The following is a 17,145-nucleotide window of genomic DNA, read 5'->3' on the forward strand; positions in this document are numbered from 1 at the left end:
GGGTGAGGACCCGTTTATTATCAGCTCGTGCAGAGAAGGCAGTTTCAGGCGTTTAACTGGCATCGACCTCATAACCGCCAGGCTCCCCTCCTTTCTACCAGAGAAATCCCCCCTTCGTCTTTTCCGTGCACCTGTCCCGGGATGCCAGGGTCTGGTCCACAGTTTTCTTCTGTTCCGGAGTGAGGCTGTTGTAGCCGAGCACCTCCTTGGACGTGATTACGGTATGCACGTACTGTTCGAGGCCTACCTCGCGGGGGAGGTTTTCGCCGATACACTTACAGAACTTTTCCTGACCGAAGACCCGCATGCAGTTAGATTCTTTTTCGTTGCTTGCCTGCTGTTGCTCCTTCAGTTGTTTCAACTGCTGCTCAAGGGCATCAATCTTCTTGAGGAGGTCATCTTTGTCGTCAGCGGCCATGGCCATGTTGAGTGACCCCGATATGAAGACACAGGCGACGGTTGCAATCAACCATTTGGGCATATGGCACTCCTTTCCTTTATTTTTACCTGTGTTGCCTGGGAAATGGCATAGTGTGAATCGTTTGTAATCCTTTCGCCTTGTACTGTCAAGACCCGTGTGGCAAAAGGTTCTGCGAACGCAAAGGGCCGACAGCTTCCGCTGCCGGCCCTTCTAGTCTCGAATAAGGAGAACCCTAACCCTGCGCCTGGACCGCCGTTATGGCGACGACGTTGACGATGTCCTCGACGGAGCAGCCGCGGGAGAGGTCGTTTACCGGCTTGGCGAGTCCCTGGATGATGGGGCCCACCGCTTCGGCGCCGGCTACCCGCTCCACCAGCTTGTAGGCGATGTTGCCGGCATCAAGGTCAGGGAAGATGAGGACGTTGGCCTTGCCCGCAACCGGGCTCCCCGGTGCCTTCTTCTCGCCCACTTTCGGGAGGAGGGCGGCGTCAGCCTGGAGCTCACCGTCGATCTGGAGGGCGGGGTCGATCCCCTTGGCGATCTCCACCGCCTTCAGTACCTTGTCCACGTCATCGTGGCTGGCGCTCCCCTTGGTGGAGAAGGAGAGCATCCCCACCCGCGCCGGGACGTCGAGGAAGGATTTGCAATTGCGGGCGGTGGCCACGGCGATCTCCGCCAGGGCCTGGGCGTCCGGGTTGGGATTGACGGCGCAGTCGGCGAACAGGAGGATGCCGTTCTCGCCGAAGCTCGGGGTCTTGGTGATCATGAGGAAGAAGGAGGAGACGGTCTTGATGCCGGGGGCGGTCCCCACGGTCTGGAAGGCTGCCTTGAGGACGTTGCCGGTGGTGCCGGTGGCGCCGGCCACTTCCCCCCCCGCGTCTCCCTGCCGTACCATCATCCCGGCGTAGTAGAGGTTGTCCGGAGCGGTGAGGGTCTTTTCCGCCTCTTCCCGGGTCATCCCCTTGCTCTTGCGCAGCTCCACGAAGGCGTCCACATAGGCTGCCAGTTTCGGGGACGTGGCCGGCTCAAGGATCTCCACGCCGGCGAGGTTGACCCCCTTGGCGCTTGCTGCGCTTTTGACCGTCTCAGGGTTGCCGAGGATGACGATCTTCGCCAGCCCCTGTTCCGTCACCTGCTGGGCGGCAAACAGCATCCGCTCGTCGTAACTTTCCGGCAGGACCACCGTCTGCAGACTCTTTTTCGCCTTTGTCTTGATCTGTTCAACCAGATGCATGCCATCCTCCTTGGAGTAGTTTTCACAACGTCGTCATCGAGTGTCCACCGCGCCTGTTCGTGATATATCCAACGATGATGCAGCGGTTGTCTCACATATGTAAAACAAGATTATATTTTAGTGTATGTATGGCCACGGGTCAATAAAAAAAGCCCGGAAAAGCGCGCCGGGCCTTATTTTACTGGTGGTAAAAATTTTATAATATTGCGAAACGGGCGGGCTTCCCGGTGGATTCTGCTACGGTTTGTCCATCTCGAACTGCCGGTCCAGCAGGATCACTTCCAGCGGGGTACCGGCGGGGAAACGATCTCCTTCGGGCGGCAGCAGGGCAAGCCCGTTGGCATGGACGAGGGTCTTGAGGATGCCGGTGTTCTGGTCGCCGGACGACCGGATGAGGTAGCCGTCGCTCCCCTTTTCCACCTGCACCCGGATGAAGTGGAGTCGTCCCGGCTTCTTCTTCACTTCGTCCTGAAGAAGCGCCGAAACGGTCGGTTTGATGACCCGCCGGTGCCCCATCATCCGGAGCAGGGCGGGGCGGACGAACAGTTCGAAGGTGACGAGGCTTGCCACCGGGTTGCCGGGGAGGGAGAAGACCGGCTTGCCGTCCCTGACGCCGAAAGCGGTGGGGCGCCCCGGCTTGATGTCCACTTTCCAGAAGAGCTGTTTCACGCCGAGCTCCTCCAGCACGTCCCTTACCAGGTCCCGGTCGCCGGCCGAAACTCCTGCCGACGTTATGAGCACATCGGCCTGGAGCCCCTCCAGCAGTTTCTCCCGGTGGCTTGCCAGGTCATCGCGGGCGATGCCGACGATGACCGGGTCGGCTTCCGCTTCCAGCACCGCTGCAGCCAGGGCGAGGGTGTTGCTGTTGATGATCTGCCCCGGTGCCAGGGGCTCTCCCGGTTCCACCAGCTCGTCTCCCGTGGAGACGATCGCCACCCTCGGCCGGCGATGGACCGGCACGAGGAGGCGGCTGCAGGAGGCGAGCATACTGATCTCGGCCGGCCGGATCAGGGTGCCGGCCGGGATGACCGGCTCGCCACCCGTCACGTCCTCTCCCCGGTAACGAATATGCTGCCCTTTCCTGACCGGTCCGATGAGGGTGACCCGGTCATCCGCCGGGTCGGTCTCCTCGATGGGGATGACGGCGTCGACGCCGGGGGGGATGGGCGCGCCGGTCATGATCCTGATGGCGCTACCGGCTGCCAGCGGTATTGTGCCCGACCCGCCGGCCGGCAGAAAGCTGGTCACGGGAAGGGTTGTCCCCGGCCGGCAGTCGGCGGCCCTGACGGCAAAGCCGTCCATGGCCGAATTATCCCAGAGCGGTATGTCCCACGGCGCGATGATGTCTTCGGCAAGCAGGCGTCCAACGGCCTGCCCCAGCATGACCCGCTCGCTGCCGAGGGGTACGGTGTTGTCGAGAATGATGGACCGCGCTTCCGCAAAGGTAGTCATGGCTTTTCCCCGTGAAGTGATGGTGGTGCACTGATCGTTACCTTGTACCCGAAGAATCTCCGTCGGTCAACTCCCGATGAGTCTTCGCAGGGTTATCCTGGCTTACCGGGAGGAGGACCCGGAAGGTGGTGCCGCTGTCGACCCGGCTCGTCACCTCGATGGTCCCGTGATGTTCCTTGACGATGCCGTAGGAGACCGACAGCCCCAGGCCGGTCCCCTCGGGACGGGTGGTGAAGAAGGGGTTGAATATCTTTTCCAGGTCGGCGGCGGGTATCCCCCTGCCGGTATCCCGCACCTCAACCCGCAGTCCCGCGTTCTCGGTCTTTTCCGTTGCAACGGTCAGGTCCCCCCCCGCCGGCATGGACTGGACGGCGTTGATGATGAGGTTGGTGAATACCTGGCGCAACTGCTCCTCGTCTCCCTGCACCTCAGGCAGGGATGGGGCCAGCTCCTGCCGGACCGTGATCCCTTCCAGAGGGACCTGGTGTCCGACCTGGCGCAGGATCTCCGCCAGGACCCGGTTGATATCCACACGTCCGAGGCGCTTGCGCTCCTGGCGGGCGAACTGGAGGAGCCCGCCGACGATCCGCTCCATCCGCACCACCTGCTGGGCGATGGTGTCAACCTCTTCCCGGGAAGGGTCATCGGGGGGGATGGCCATCTGCAGCAGCTCCGCGTTGCCGCGGACGATGGCGAGAGGATTGTTGATCTCGTGGGCCACCCCCGAGGCGAGGATGCCGATGTCGGCCAGTTTGGCGGCCTGTACCAGCTCTTCCTGGGTCCTGACGAGCAGGAGGTTCTTCTCTTCCAGCTGGGCGGTCCGCTCCCGCACCTTTTGTTCCAGGTTCCGGTTGAGGGTACCGATCTCCTCCTCCCGCTGGGCCAGGGCGCGGGTCATCTCGTTGAATTCAGCCGCCAGATCTCCCACCTCGTCCCGGGACGTCACGGTCAGCCGCAGGTCCCTTTCGCCGGCGGTGACGCGCCGCGCCATCGTCTCCAGTTCGCGGATGGGGCGCGCCAGCCGTGATCCGATGAACCATGATACCGCCAGGCCAAGGAGGGTCCCCATGAGAAGGACGCCGCTGAAGAGGAGACTCATGCTCAACTTGGTGGCGGTGGCGGGTTTTTCCAGCATGCCGGTGTAAAGGGCGCCGATGGGGACCCCTTCCGGAGAGAGGATCGGCTCGTAGGCGGAAAAGAACCAGTCGTTGACCACGAAGGCCCTGCTGAACCATTTCTCCCCCCCCAGAATGACACGGTTGTAGACCTCTTCAGACATGCGGGTGCCGATGGCACGTTCGCCGCCGGTGGTCTGCACGTTCGTGGCGATGCGCAGGTCACGCAGGAAGATGGTGGCGCTTCCCACGTCCTGTCCCTTGAATTTGTTCCCTTCGTAGACGGTTTTCTTGATCCTGTCCACCAGGGTATTGTCGTTATTGAGGAGGACGCCGCCGTAGAGTGCCCCGAGTATGTTGCCGGCTTCATCCCTGACCGGTGCGGCAGCAACCATCAACATACCCGCCCGCTCCATGTCCGTGGCGTTGGGCCTTGCGTGGGGTGTGGGCACTACCTTGATGGCGGCCTGCCGGGCAAGCTCTTCCCCTTCCTTCGCGATCTCGGCGGGGGGGATCACCGCGGTGCCGGTCAGCACCTCTCCCTTGAGGGCCCGTGACACGAGGGGGTCGTGGGAGCGGTCGTCTCCCCGTATCCGGGGATTGCTTGACCGGAAAACGACTACGCCATTGGCGTCCACTACGGTGAGGATATGGAGTTTTTCATTGTTCCTGAGCGGACCGATGAGAGATGCCAGGCCTGCCAGGTCGTTCCTGGCAAGGGCTGCGGAGGTGTAGGGGGCGTTGGCGGTGAATTTGACCACGTCGCGGATGTGATCGAGTTCGTGGTTGTAGATCTCCCGCGCCGAATTGAGATCGTTGCGCACCTTCTGGCGGGCCTGGTCGGTAATCCTGTTGTTCATGATGATGATGCCGGTCAGCCAGCAGCTGATGATGGCAACGGACAGGGGGAGGAGGGTGGCGACGGTCAGCTTGAGCTTGATGGGAAAACGGAGGCCCGGCATCAGGCGTCATCTCCGTCCGGTTGCCAGCCGGCAGGCCGGGCGAAGGAGAGTCCGTACTCGACGATCTTTCGGTCCAGGGTTTTGCGCGAGATGCCGAGCAGTTCGGCGCTCCGGCTCTTATGGAAACCGGTGCTCGTCAGGATACGCTCGATATGCTCCCGTTCCAGGGTTTCCAGGGAGATCAGGCGGGGAGGAGGTGTGGTGGCGGCAGGCATGATATCGGCGGACCTGACCGGCAGGACATCGGCGGTGATCAGGTTCCCCCGCGCCAGTATCACGGCGCGTTCCATGACGTTTTCCAGTTCCCGGACGTTACCGGGCCATTGGTACTCCGTAAGGAGTTGCATGGCGTGTTCGCCGATGCCAGCAACCTCTTTCTGCATGCGCCGGGCGTATTTCCGGAGGAAATGGAGGGCGAGGGGCTCGATATCCTCCTTCCGCTCCCTGAGTGGCGGAAGATTGATGGTGATGACATTGAGCCGGTAGTAGAGGTCCTCCCGGAAACGCCCCTCCCGCACCTCCTTTTCCAGGTCCTTGTTGGTGGCGGCCACGAAACGGATATCCACCTGTTTCGGCCTGGTGGCGCCGACCGGGATGAAGTCCCGCTCCTGGATGACCCGCAGGAGCTTGGCCTGCACCGCCGGGCTGATGTCGCCGATCTCGTCCAGGAACAGGGTTCCGCCGCCGGCCTCCTCCAGAAGCCCCTTCTGTGCCGTGACGGCGCCGGTGAAGGCCCCTCGCACATGGCCGAAGAGCTGGCTTTCCAGGAGAGTATCGGTGAGGGCAGCGCAGTTCAGGGAGAGGAAGCGGTGCCCTTTGCGGGTGCTGTTGTCGTGGACGGTGCCGGCGATCAGTTCCTTGCCCGTCCCCGATTCCCCCAGGATCATGATGTTGGCGGAACTCGCCGCCACCCGCAGGGTGAGATCGTATACCTCCCGGAACTTCTGGCTCGTGAAGACGATATGCTCCGGAATGCCGGGGCGGTTCAACTCTTCCTTGAGCACCTGGTTTTCCCGCCGGAGCATCTCCCGCTCCAGGGCGTTGTCGATGACGCCGAGAATCTTCTCCTTGGGGAACGGCTTGGTCACGTAATCGTAGGCGCCGAGCTTGATCGCTTCTACCGCCGCATCGATGGTGCCGTAGGCGGTCATGATCACCACCGGCAGGGCAGGCCGGAGTTCCTTCACCCGTTTGAGCACCTGGATGCCGTCCATGTCAGGCATCCGCACATCCTGGAGAAGGAGGTCGGCGTCATCCGGTGTCCCTCCCGCCAGACGACCCAGGAGGCTCGCTCCGTTGCCGAAGGTCTCTACCCGGAGACCGCGGGCGGCGAAGGTCTTCTGCAGGTACCGGCAGATACCCGCTTCATCGTCGCAGATCAGAATGTTTGCAGATGCCATGGGTAGACCTCGTTCCGTGAGACATTAAGCCAAAATGATACATTGTGTGGCAAAAGGAATCAAGGGGAGTTTGCTGCGGAAAGAGTGCATCTTCCTGAAACCCTGTTTTCCATCCTTGCAACTACTTCCGTCGCGGATCATACCCGTTTATTTTGTGACATTTTGTCCTGGTGTTGTTGCAAAATACCCCATTTTTCGCTTCATCATTCCTTCTTATCCCTTGCCTCGTATCGTTTCCCGAAGTCATCAATCGCGACATTACAGCTTGTTACATCGATTCTTCCGCAAGCCGGGGATTTGGCACGGCTGTTGCCGTATACGCCACGGATATGAATTTGCGAGGAGGTGCTATGAAGAAGAAAGAAACCGATCTGTTGTGCGCGGGGGTGACGCGCCGGGATTTCATCAAGACCTGCGTGACGGCGACCGCCATGATGGGGCTGCCGTTCGCCATGCACACGCGCATTGCCGAGGCTGTGGAAACCAACAGGAATCCGGCAGTTATCTGGCTTCACTTCCAGGAGTGCACCGGTTGCACCGAGTCGCTGCTCCGCTCCTCCCACCCCACCGTTGCATCCCTTATCCTCGATATGATATCGCTGGACTACCACGAGACCCTCATGGTCGGTTCCGGTCACCAGGCCGAGAAGTCGCTCCACGACTCCATGCAGGCCAACAGGGGTAAATACCTGCTGGTGGTGGAGGGGGCGATACCTACCAAGGAGAACGGCATCTATTGCAAGGTGGCGGGGAAAACCGCCATCGAGTCCCTGCGCCATGCAGCCGAAGGGGCGGCGGCCATCATCACGGTCGGCACCTGCGCCGGTTACGGCGGCATCCAGTCGGTGGCCCCCAACCCCACTGGCGCTGTTGGGGTGCGGGACATCATCAAGGACAAGCCGATCATCAACATCCCCGGCTGCCCCCCCAACCCCTACAATTTCCTCTCCACCGTCATGTACTATCTCACCTTCAACCGCATTCCGGACCTGGATTCCCTGGGGCGACCCAAGTTCGCCTATGGCCGGAAGATCCACGAGCACTGCGAACGGCGCCCCCACTTTGACGCCGGCCGCTTTGCCAAGGCCTACGGCGACGCAACCCATGCGGAGGGGTACTGCCTCTACAAACTGGGGTGCAAGGGGCCAGAGACTTTCGCCAACTGTTCGGTGCAACGCTTCAACGATGTGGGTGCCTGGCCCGTTTCCGTGGGACATCCCTGCATCGGCTGTACCGAGCCCCATATCCTCTTCAAGATGCCGATTGCCGAGAAGGTGCAGATCCACGAGCCGACGCCGCCGGACACCTACGCGCCGGTCAACCTGCGCGACAAAGGGAAGGGGGCCGATCCGCTGACCACCGGTATCCTCGGACTGGCCGCCGGCGCGGCACTTGGAGCCGGGGCCATGATGGCCAAGAAACTTCCGAAGGACGGTCCCGCCGAGGAGGAGAAGCATGAAAAGTCAGAGTAGACGCGAGTTTTTCAAACTCCTCGGCCTTGGTGGCGCGACACTCCTGGCGAGCAGCGTGCCGGCCATGGGGTCCGAAAAAGGTGGTGTCAATAACGAAGCCCTCGGCATGCTCTACGATGCAACCATGTGTGTCGGCTGCAAGGCGTGCATGGCAAGCTGCAAAAGGGTCAACGGCGATTACGGCAGCCTCTCCTACGAGCGGGCTCCCTTCGACCCGGACGGCCTGTGGGATGCCCCCCAGGACCTCTCCGGCAGCACCCGCACCCTCATAAAACTCCACAAGGAGACGGACAGCCGCTGGTCATACGTGAAATATTCCTGCATGCACTGCCAGAAGCCGTCCTGCGTCTCCGTCTGCCCGGTGAGCGCCATGACGAAAGACAAGGTGACCGGGGTGGTGGACTACAACAAGGATACCTGCATCGGCTGCCGCTACTGCCAGGTCGGATGCTCCTTCAACATCCCCAAGTTCCAGTGGGAGAAGACCCTGCCCCAGATCGTCAAGTGTGACCTCTGCAGGAACACCAACCTGCGGGAGAAGGGGATCACCGCCTGCGCCGAGGTCTGCCCCGTGGGGGCCATCTCCTTCGGCAAAAGGAAGGAGTTGCTGGCCATCGCCCATGCCCGCCTCCAGGACAACCCCGGCCGCTACATCCACCACGTCTATGGCGAGCACGAGCTGGGGGGGACCAATCATCTCTACCTGTCGGCCCTCTCCTTCGAGAAGCTCGGCCTGCCCAACCTGCCGGACAACGCCCCGGCGGAGTTCTCGGAAAAGATCCAGCACACCATCTACAAGGGGTTCGTGGCGCCGGTGGCGCTCTATTCAACACTCTGCTTCATCGCCCTGAAGAACCAGAAGGGGCAGGAGAAGAACGGGCACAAGGAGGAGGGTGAATAATGGCCGGTCATCACGATGAATTCATCAGGCTGGAGGGGAAGATCTTCACCAAATCCTTCTTCGTCCTGCTCACCCTGGTCATTGTCGGTTTCTACTACATCGGCGTCCGCTACGTGAAGGGAATCGGTGCCGTCTCCAACATGTCCGACGGCTACCCCTGGGGGATCTGGATCGCCTACGACGTGGCGACCGGCACCGCCATCGCCTGCGGCGGCTACGCCATGGCGATCCTGATCTACATCCGCAACCACTGGAAGTTCCACCCCCTCATCCGCTCGGCGCTCCTGACGAGCCTGTTCGGCTACTGCCTGGCCGGCTTCTCAGTCATGGTGGACCTGGGGCGCTACTGGAACTCCTACGGCTTCTTCATGCCAGCACGCTGGCAGATCAACTCGGCCATGTTCGAGGTGGCCCTCTGCGTCATGGCCTACTCAACGGTGCTGGTCATCGAGTTCCTGCCGGCAGTGCTCTGGTCCCTGGAGAACAGCCGCGGCGAGACGCTCCGCAAGGTGTCCGCCTGGCTCCACCCCCGGCTGGTCCCCGACGAGGCGAAGCTTGCCTCGGGGCTGGAATGGGTCCGGGAGTCCGCCGCCTGGCTCCGGCCAAGGCTGGACAAGGTGCTGGTGTTCTTCATCGTCCTCGGCATAACCCTGCCGACCATGCACCAGTCGTCCCTCGGCTCACTCCTCCTCATCGCCGCCACCAAGCTCAATCCCCTCTGGCACACCGGCTTCCTGCCGCTCCTGTTCCTCATCAACTGCATCTACATCGGTTACGCCATCGTCATCATGGAATCCATCATCTCCTCCACCGCCTTCAAACGGGAGATTGAGTTCCAGGAACTGGCCGGCCTCTCCCGGATCATCCCCTGGCTTACGGTCATCTGGCTCTCCGTCCGGGTCGGCGACCTGGTCTACCGGGGGCAGGTGGCCAACGCGCTCCGGTTCGACTTCTACTCCTGTTTTTTCCTCCTTGAGTTCTGCCTGGTGGCCGGCGGCTCCATGATCCTCTTCAGCCGCCGCATGCGCCGCTCACCCCGCTGGCTCTTCATCACCGCCACCATGATCATCCTGGGTGGCGGCCTCTACCGCTTCAACGTCTACCTTATCGGGTTCAACCCGGGGCAGGGGTGGCATTACTTTCCCTCCTTCGCCGAGCTGATGATCACCGCCGGCGTCATTGCCCTGGAGATACTGGGGTACCAGGTGCTCGTGAAGGTCTTCCCGGTCCTCCCCAACCCCCACAAGCATGCTGCCAACGGCCATGCTCAGGATGAGCCGGTCGGCCTTCCGCCGGTAGCGGTGCCCCAGGGGAAGTAGGCCGGAACCTGTAATCAGGGACCGGTAACATATAGTCCGGGACCTGGGACTCGGGACCGGTAACACCTTTTTCATAATCAAAAATTCTGTTTCTAAGGAGCATATATGTCCAAACGCATTACGTTAGACCCCATCACCCGTATCGAGGGGCATCTCCGGATCGACGTGGAGGTGAACGGCGGGCAGGTTTCCAAGGCCTGGTCGTCGGCCCAGATGTGGCGCGGCATCGAGACGATCCTCAAGGGGAAGGACCCCCAGGACGCCTGGAGCTATGCCCAGCGCTTCTGCGGCGTCTGCACCACGGTCCATGCCATCTCCTCCATCCGCTCGGTGGAGCATGCCCTCAACGTGGAGGTCCCCCTCAACGCCCAGTACATCCGGAACATCATGATCGCCCAGCACTCGGTGCAGGACCACATCGTCCACTTCTACCACCTGTCGGCCCTGGACTGGGTGGACATCGTCGCTGCCCTGAAGGCGGACCCGAAAAAGACCGCCCAACTGGCCCAGAGCATCTCCGACTGGCCGGGGAACAGCGAGAAAGAGTTTCGGGCGGTGCAGGAGAAGCTGAAGGCGTTCGTGGCAGGCGGGAGACTCGGCATCTTCGCCTCCGGCTACTGGGGGCATCCGGCCATGAAGCTCCCGCCAGAGGCGAACCTGATGGCGGTGGCCCACTACCTCAAGGCTCTGGACTACCAACGGAAGGCATCCCAGGCGGTGGCGATCCTCGGCGGTAAAAATCCCCACATCCAGAACCTGGTTGTGGGGGGGGTGGCGACCGCTGTCAACCTGGAGAACATGGCGACCCTCAACATGGAGCGGATCGCCTACCTGCAGACCCTCATGACAGAGACCCGTGACTTCGTGCAGAAGGTCTACTACCCGGACATGGTGGCCATCGCCTCTGCCTACAAGGAATGGTTCACCTACGGCGCTGGCGTCACCAACTACCTGGCGGTCCCCGAATTCCCCGAGGACACGAAGAACACGAAATTCACCCTTAACGGCGGCACCATCATGGGGGGTAACCTGTCGAGCTTCAAGAACATCACCACCCACCAGGACCCCTACCTGATCAACAACATCAGCGAGGGGGTGGCCCACGCCTGGTACGAAGGGGCGGGCACCCACCACCCCTGGGAGGGGGAGACCAAGCCGGAATACACCGATTTCCAGGAAAACGGCAAGTACAGCTGGTGCAAGTCTCCCCGTTTCGAGGGAAAACCGGTTCAGGTCGGGCCGCCGGCCCAGCTGCTGGCGGCCTACGCCGGCGGCAACGCCCGGGTGAAGAAACTGGTGGACGCCACCTGCGCCAAGATCGGCGTGCCGGTAAGCGCAATTCACTCCACCATGGGGCGGCTCGGCGCCCGGGCCATCCGTGCCCATCTCCTGGCGGACATATCCCTTGAACAGCTGGACAAACTGGTGGCCAACCTGGGTAAAGGGGACAAGAGCTACGCCAACCACACCGAGATACCCAAGGGTGAGTACAAAGGGGTCGGCTTCCACGAGGCACCCCGCGGCGCCCTTTCCCACTGGATGGTGATCGAGGATAAGAAGATCAAGAACTACCAGGCGGTGGTACCTTCCACTTGGAACGCCTCGCCCCGGGACGAGAAGGGAGTCATGGGCCCCTACGAGGCGTCGCTGGTGGGGAACCCGGTGGCCCAGGAAGACAAGCCCCTGGAGGTGCTCCGCACCATCCACTCCTTCGACCCCTGCATCGCCTGCGCGGTGCATACCATCGATCCGGCGGGGAAAGAGATTACGAAGATAAAAGTGCTTTAGGCCGTTTATAGGACCTATGGGATCTATACTTCCCATAGGTCCCATAACTGACTATCCAAGAGGTAACAACATGAAAACATTGATTTTCGGTGCCGGCAATCTCCTCCTTACCGACGAGGGGTTCGGCGTCCACTGTCTCCGCTACTTGGAGGATCATTTCGTCTTTCCCGATTCGGTGGAGCTCTACGATGGAGGCACCCTCGGCATCATGGTGACCCACAAGTTCGAGGAGGCGGAGCAGGTCTATATCCTGGATACGGTGGACGCGGAGGGGGTGCCGGGCGACATTTTCCGCTTCGACCGGGACGACATCATGCTGAGCCGCCTGCCGGTCAAGCTCTCGCCCCACCAGATCGGCATCCAGGAGATGCTCCTTATCAGCGAGATGCGGGGTTGCTGTCCCGACCGGCTCACCTTGTTCGGAGTCATGCCCGCATCCCTGGATGCGGGACATGAACTGTCCCCGACCCTGAAAAGGAGCGTGGAACAGGTTGCCGGACAGGTGGTGGAAGAGCTTCGGGCGAGCGGGGTGGATGTGCGGGAGCGGGCGCTGGCGGCATGAAGGATGAAGGATAAAGATGAAGGATGAAGGATGAAGGATGAAGGCGGAGTTTATATCAGAACGTAAGGAGAACGACGATGTTTGGTTTCGGCATGCCTGAACTTATTATTATCATGATCATCCTGCTGGTGGTGGTAGGCCCGGGGAAGCTTCCCCAACTGGGGCAGGCCCTGGGGAGCGGCATAAGGAACTTCAAGAAGGCGAGCAGCGGCGAGGACGCGGTGCAGCTCAACGAAAAAAAACCGTAGCGATCATCTTTCCTCCCGCTGCAAGCTGATAGTGACGATGCTGGACGCAGCATGTCGCTGCGTCTTTCGTCCCTTCAGCCCATGCGTCTCACTCTCATCAACCTCCCTGCGATAATGGCGATAAGTGCGCAACCGCCACTCAATAACGCCCCCATTTTAGCCGCACCTTGAATTACGGGATCGGTGAATGCCTCTCCGGCCACGAACAAGGCTACCGTCAGACCAACCCCGGCGATCAGGCCGACCAGCGCCAGCTCCTTCGTACCGATCTTTGACGGAAGAGGATAGCCCAGCCTTTGGCCGATCAGGCCCATCAGGAAGATGCCGCCGGTTTTTCCGATGACGAGTGATGCCAGTACCAGCCAAGTGGCATGCCCGATGGATGTGAGTTGCACCCCGGAGTTGGCCAGGCCGAACATGAACAGGCCAAAGTCTACGGTCACTTTCCAGTCATGTTCGAAACCCGCCAGAGGCGAGCGGTCATGGATGTCTTCCTCGAAAACATGCTTGGTTTCGCGGGGAGGATGGGGGAGGAACGGAACGATGAATACCAGTGCCAGGGCAGGGTGCAGGTGGGCCATGAACAGGCCCGCCCAGGAGAGGCTGCCTCCCAGGATGATATAGGGCCAGTAGTTTTGGACATTTTGCCGACGCAACAGTGCCGCAGCCCCCATGCCGATCAGAACGAGTACCAGCCATTGCGGGGCTGCCGGTACGGTCGGGTCAGGATAGAACAGGGCGATGATGGCCAGCCCGATGGCATCATCGGCAATGGCCAGAAGCAGCAGGAATGAAATGGCAGGATGCCGCCTGCCGAATACCAGGCTGGCCGCCAGCCAGGCGAGCGCAATGTCCGTTGCCGTCGGGATTCCCCATCCCCGGCGGAGTGATGGCTCACCGATTACCTCATTGAGAACGAGATAGACCAACACCGGTCCGACAACCCCGCCAACGGTAGCCAAGAGCGGATTGATCGCCTTGCGCACAGGATGCAGGTCCCCGCCAGGCAGGCAACTCTGGGTGATCTCCGCCGCTGCTATGCCGAAAAACAACACCATGAACAGGTCGTTGACGATGAAGTGGACGCTGAACAGGCCGAAAATCCGGTCATGATTGAAATGGTGGTAGCCCTCCGGAGCCAGATTCGCCCACACAAGGGTAACGACCACTCCGGCAAGGAGGGGGATGGAAAATTCACGAAGCATGCTGAGGTGTTGTCTCACACTAAATCCTTGGTCTTTAGTGTTAATTGTATGATTTCGTCGAGAACGTCGAGTATCTCCCGCTGATTGAACAGACAGCAGTCTGCAAGGCTTGATCCTTCACACCCCACCCGGACGCCAAGGATACGGTCATTCGCCAGGCTGAATACATCCTCATCCGTTGCATCGTCCCCAACAAAAAGTGCCTTGGAACAACCTGTCTGCAGCATGAGCTGCGACAGTGCTTCACCTTTATGGGGCGCCCCGTAGGGCACGATATTTTCGACATATTTGCCGGGAATTCGTCGCGGAGGAGGCTTCAGCCGGCTGATTGCCTGCACGAGTTTCCTGCTCACCGCATTCGGGTCAGATGCGTTGCGATAATGCAGCGACAGGGTAGCTCCCTTGTTTTCGATGAAGATACCACATCCGGAAGCGTGAGGCATCAGTATCTTCAATTGTTCCAGCCACTCACTGCACTGTCTGCAGAATTCCTCTTCCTGCTGCTCTCTGCCGGGCAGACCTTCCGCCCCGTGGTTTCCCACCAGGTAACAGGGGGTGAATCCGAGATGTTTCCGGGCATCGGCGAGGGCACGCCCGGTAATGATGACGACCGGGGCCAACAGGTTGAGGCGTATCAACCGTTCTTGTACGCCCTGCGGGACCTGTATCCGGTCGGGATCGGCAACGATCGGTGCCAGCGTGCCGTCAAGGTCGAAGGCAAACAGTGTCGCGCGATCGACAAACCGGCGGAGTATCGTTCGGCCGGCATAGCTGAACAGGTAGGTCATCGGCGTTTCCCTGGTCATGAATTGTCACCGATGCGCACAGCCAGTCGTTCCCTCTGTCTGATGCGGGCGGCATCGAGCAGCATCCGGCCGGCCCAACGATAGACGTTGAAATCGCGCACCATGGCACGCATGCTGCGCATCCGCTCCTGCTGTTCATACTCCGGCATGGTGAGTGCCTGATGGAGCGCCTCGGCAGTCTGTTCCACATGGTAGGGGTTGACGATGAGCGATTCGTGCAACTCGTGGGCAGCGCCGGTGAACTGGCTCAGCACCAGCACCCCCTGCTCATCATCCCGTGCAGCCACAAATTCCTTGGCAACAAGATTCATCCCGTCGTGGAGGCTGGTGACCATGCAGACCTGTGCTGACCGGTAATAGCGATTTACCTCTTCCGGTTCATGGTGCTCAGCCTTGAGGATGATGGCCTGGCATCCTTCGCGGGAGAAGCGTCTGTTGATCCGCTCTGCCAGGGCATGCACCCTCGCTTCGAAAGACTGGTACTCCTCCAGCGCCGAACGGCTTGGAGCCGCGATCTGGATCAAGGTGAAGTGCCCCACCAGTTCAGGGTGAAGCTCCAGCATCCGCTCGACTGCGGTAAAGCGTTCAAGAATCCCCTTGGTGTAATCCATGCGGTCAACCCCGATTCCCAGCAGGTGACCGGCGGGGAGGCCGAGAGCAGCCAGCATCTCATATCTGGTCTGTTCAACCGGCGGCAGTGTCCCTTGCCAGGGAGGGGGCCACTGGATGGAGATCGGGTAGCTTTCCACCATGGTCAGCTGGCCCCGACGGGAGATCGTGGACGATTCGTGTTCGATACGGGTTTCCAGGTAGCGGTCCACCGTCTCTAGGAAATTCTTGCAGTGATAGGGGGTATGAAAACCGAGAATGGTGCTTCCCAGCATTCCCTTCAACAGTTCTTCCCGCCAGGGGCAAATGCCGAAGGATTCGGGGTTGGGCCAAGGGATGTGCCAGAAGGTTATAATGGTTGCCTTGGGAAGCGCCCTGCGGATCATCTCCGGCAGGAGCGCAAAATGGTAATCCTGCACGAGTACAACCGGATTTTCGCTGTCTGACTCCTTGACCACCGCATCGGCAAAGCGCTGGTTTATCCTGACGTACTCTCGCCAGTCGCTGGTGCGGAAGATGGGCCGCACATGGGCGATATGACACAGGGGCCAGAGCCCTTCGTTGGCGAAGCCGTAATAGTATCCCTCTTCCTCCTCCTTGGTGAGCCAGATCCGCCGAAGGTTGTACTCCTGGCTGTTGGGAGGCACTCTGACCCGGTCGTGGCTGTCCACTGTCTCGCGGTCGGCAGAACCGCCGCCGTGGGCGACCCATGTGCCGGAACAGGCCCGCATTACCGGTTCTACGGCAGTTACCAGGCCGCTGGCGGGGCGATGCACCTGGATTTCACCATCCTTTTTACTGTGAATGTACGGTTCGCGGTTTGAAACAACGATGATCCGTTCACCTGCCAGTTGTTGGTGCAGCAGCTTGCGGAGAGAATCGGGGCTCCAGGTGATGGTGGCGTCATCGGCGAACCGGCGTTCCGCATCGAGTGTCCGCAGGAGAGACCGTAAATCTCCCACGAGCGGCTGTAATTCCGAAGCGACCGCCGGCTGGGAGAATGGTCTGAGAATTCCCTCACCCCGCAGCATGGCCCGTACGCCATCCATCCAGCCGCGCCAGCTGAGGTGGGCAACGAAAACCGTGATGACGGAAATGACAATCCCGAGCAGTGCAAAGAACACGATGACGTATTTGCGGGTATCTGCGCTGCGGCGTTCGACGAAGCTCATGTCGTGGATGAGGATCAGGGAGCCGTTATTGCCCATGGGATGAACGGCAACGTGAACTGCACCTTGGGGAAGCCGACGTAGTGAGCTGGACGCTTTATCCTGCGATACAACCGAGGAACAGCCGAGAGATTCGGGGAAGGTCGATGTGCGGTAGATCAGTTTGCCATTGCTGTCGCAAAAGCCGAGAGCCAGCAGACGCTCGTCCTGAATGGTCCGGAAGAGGAGGGAATTGATCTTGACTTTGTTCTCGTGCTGGAGAAGCTCCGCCAGAGGATCATGAAGGGTATTGGCAATGAGACTGGAGCGGATGTCCATATCACGCACTGCCCAGCGCAGGGTGAGCTTGTCCACCAGCGGCACTACCGCAAATGCCAGGAGCACCAAGGCTATGGCCAACGGGACGACGAAACGGAGGGAGAAATGCAGTGACCGGAGTGAAAAACCGGATTTGTAGTGCTTCATTGAGCCTCCCCTGAACG

Annotated in this window: 14 protein-coding genes; 6 read left to right on the top strand and 8 right to left on the bottom strand. The window is 60.6% G+C overall.

The window, feature by feature from the left end; all coding sequences use genetic code 11:
- Positions 1 to 94: 94 nt before the first annotated feature.
- The 5 genes from KI810_RS15670 to KI810_RS15690 form a co-directional block, all read right to left on the bottom strand.
- Positions 95 to 481 carry a hypothetical protein gene (locus tag KI810_RS15670; protein ID WP_214176504.1) on the bottom strand — a complete coding sequence of 129 codons (387 nt, stop codon included), beginning with the start codon at positions 479 to 481 and terminating at the stop codon, positions 95 to 97.
- A gap of 172 nt (positions 482 to 653) precedes the next feature.
- On the bottom strand, positions 654 to 1,655 hold the full coding sequence (gene pta, locus KI810_RS15675) for a phosphate acetyltransferase (protein WP_214176505.1): 1,002 nt from the start codon (positions 1,653 to 1,655) through the stop codon (positions 654 to 656).
- Between the two features lie 237 nt (positions 1,656 to 1,892).
- Positions 1,893 to 3,107 carry a molybdopterin molybdotransferase MoeA gene (locus KI810_RS15680; RefSeq protein WP_214176506.1) on the bottom strand — a complete coding sequence of 405 codons (1,215 nt, stop codon included), beginning with the start codon at positions 3,105 to 3,107 and terminating at the stop codon, positions 1,893 to 1,895.
- Positions 3,108 to 3,144: 37 nt separating this feature from the next.
- Positions 3,145 to 5,184, bottom strand: a complete 2,040-nt coding sequence (locus KI810_RS15685; protein WP_214176507.1) for a cache domain-containing protein — start codon at positions 5,182 to 5,184, stop codon at positions 3,145 to 3,147.
- Positions 5,184 to 6,584, bottom strand: coding sequence for a sigma-54-dependent transcriptional regulator (locus tag KI810_RS15690; protein WP_214176508.1), 1,401 nt, complete (start codon positions 6,582 to 6,584; stop codon positions 5,184 to 5,186). Before KI810_RS15690 ends, KI810_RS15685 begins: the two co-directional genes overlap by 1 nt.
- Before the next feature lie 350 nt (positions 6,585 to 6,934).
- Here KI810_RS15690 and KI810_RS15695 point away from each other — a divergent pair, with 350 nt between their 5' ends.
- The 6 genes from KI810_RS15695 to tatA all read left to right on the top strand — a co-directional run bounded on the left by KI810_RS15695 (position 6,935) and on the right by tatA (position 12,874).
- Positions 6,935 to 8,056, top strand: a complete 1,122-nt coding sequence (locus KI810_RS15695; protein WP_214176509.1) for a hydrogenase small subunit — start codon at positions 6,935 to 6,937, stop codon at positions 8,054 to 8,056.
- Positions 8,040 to 8,957: a hydrogenase 2 operon protein HybA gene (gene hybA, locus KI810_RS15700; protein WP_214176510.1), complete on the top strand. Its 918-nt coding sequence runs from the start codon at positions 8,040 to 8,042 to the stop codon at positions 8,955 to 8,957. Before KI810_RS15695 ends, hybA begins: the two co-directional genes overlap by 17 nt.
- On the top strand, positions 8,957 to 10,276 hold the full coding sequence (gene hybB / locus KI810_RS15705) for a Ni/Fe-hydrogenase cytochrome b subunit (RefSeq protein WP_214176511.1): 1,320 nt from the start codon (positions 8,957 to 8,959) through the stop codon (positions 10,274 to 10,276). The genes hybA and hybB overlap by 1 nt, the downstream gene beginning before the upstream one ends.
- Before the next feature lie 105 nt (positions 10,277 to 10,381).
- Positions 10,382 to 12,064: a nickel-dependent hydrogenase large subunit gene (locus tag KI810_RS15710; protein WP_214176512.1), complete on the top strand. Its 1,683-nt coding sequence runs from the start codon at positions 10,382 to 10,384 to the stop codon at positions 12,062 to 12,064.
- 70 nt (positions 12,065 to 12,134) lie between these two features.
- Positions 12,135 to 12,626 (top strand): HyaD/HybD family hydrogenase maturation endopeptidase, encoded by a 492-nt coding sequence (locus tag KI810_RS15715; RefSeq protein ID WP_214176513.1) that lies wholly within the window; start codon positions 12,135 to 12,137, stop codon positions 12,624 to 12,626.
- Positions 12,627 to 12,703: 77 nt separating this feature from the next.
- Positions 12,704 to 12,874, top strand: coding sequence for a twin-arginine translocase TatA/TatE family subunit (gene tatA, locus KI810_RS15720; RefSeq protein WP_214176514.1), 171 nt, complete (start codon positions 12,704 to 12,706; stop codon positions 12,872 to 12,874).
- 74 nt (positions 12,875 to 12,948) lie between these two features.
- Here the strand turns inward: tatA and KI810_RS15725 are convergent, their stop codons facing one another.
- From KI810_RS15725 to KI810_RS15735, 3 genes are read right to left on the bottom strand one after another with little or no spacing between them, the layout of a single operon-like run.
- Positions 12,949 to 14,097, bottom strand: a complete 1,149-nt coding sequence (locus tag KI810_RS15725) for a Na+/H+ antiporter NhaA (RefSeq protein ID WP_214176515.1) — start codon at positions 14,095 to 14,097, stop codon at positions 12,949 to 12,951.
- On the bottom strand, positions 14,094 to 14,885 hold the full coding sequence (gene otsB, locus KI810_RS15730) for a trehalose-phosphatase (RefSeq protein WP_246525741.1): 792 nt from the start codon (positions 14,883 to 14,885) through the stop codon (positions 14,094 to 14,096). Before otsB ends, KI810_RS15725 begins: the two co-directional genes overlap by 4 nt.
- Positions 14,882 to 17,128 carry an alpha,alpha-trehalose-phosphate synthase (UDP-forming) gene (locus KI810_RS15735; RefSeq protein WP_214176516.1) on the bottom strand — a complete coding sequence of 749 codons (2,247 nt, stop codon included), beginning with the start codon at positions 17,126 to 17,128 and terminating at the stop codon, positions 14,882 to 14,884. The genes otsB and KI810_RS15735 overlap by 4 nt, the downstream gene beginning before the upstream one ends.
- Between the last annotated feature and the right edge of the window lie 17 nt (positions 17,129 to 17,145).

It is taken from the genome of Geomobilimonas luticola, from assembly GCF_018476905.1.
Taxonomy (GTDB): domain Bacteria; phylum Desulfobacterota; class Desulfuromonadia; order Geobacterales; family Geobacteraceae; genus Geomobilimonas; species Geomobilimonas luticola.

Excerpts from the sequence above, each read along its gene's own strand:
- KI810_RS15680 (WP_214176506.1), bottom strand. The coding sequence starts at position 3,107 with ATGACTACCTTTGCGGAAGCGCGGTCCATCATTCTCGACAACACCGTA.
- pta (WP_214176505.1), bottom strand. The coding sequence starts at position 1,655 with ATGCATCTGGTTGAACAGATCAAGACAAAGGCGAAAAAGAGTCTGCAG.
- KI810_RS15735 (WP_214176516.1), bottom strand. The coding sequence starts at position 17,128 with ATGAAGCACTACAAATCCGGTTTTTCACTCCGGTCACTGCATTTCTCC.
- KI810_RS15715 (WP_214176513.1), top strand. The coding sequence starts at position 12,135 with ATGAAAACATTGATTTTCGGTGCCGGCAATCTCCTCCTTACCGACGAG.
- tatA (WP_214176514.1), top strand. The coding sequence starts at position 12,704 with ATGTTTGGTTTCGGCATGCCTGAACTTATTATTATCATGATCATCCTG.
- KI810_RS15710 (WP_214176512.1), top strand. The coding sequence starts at position 10,382 with ATGTCCAAACGCATTACGTTAGACCCCATCACCCGTATCGAGGGGCAT.
- KI810_RS15685 (WP_214176507.1), bottom strand. The coding sequence starts at position 5,184 with ATGCCGGGCCTCCGTTTTCCCATCAAGCTCAAGCTGACCGTCGCCACC.
- KI810_RS15695 (WP_214176509.1), top strand. The coding sequence starts at position 6,935 with ATGAAGAAGAAAGAAACCGATCTGTTGTGCGCGGGGGTGACGCGCCGG.
- hybB (WP_214176511.1), top strand. The coding sequence starts at position 8,957 with ATGGCCGGTCATCACGATGAATTCATCAGGCTGGAGGGGAAGATCTTC.
- KI810_RS15690 (WP_214176508.1), bottom strand. The coding sequence starts at position 6,584 with ATGGCATCTGCAAACATTCTGATCTGCGACGATGAAGCGGGTATCTGC.
- hybA (WP_214176510.1), top strand. The coding sequence starts at position 8,040 with ATGAAAAGTCAGAGTAGACGCGAGTTTTTCAAACTCCTCGGCCTTGGT.
- KI810_RS15670 (WP_214176504.1), bottom strand. The coding sequence starts at position 481 with ATGCCCAAATGGTTGATTGCAACCGTCGCCTGTGTCTTCATATCGGGG.
- otsB (WP_246525741.1), bottom strand. The coding sequence starts at position 14,885 with ATGACCAGGGAAACGCCGATGACCTACCTGTTCAGCTATGCCGGCCGA.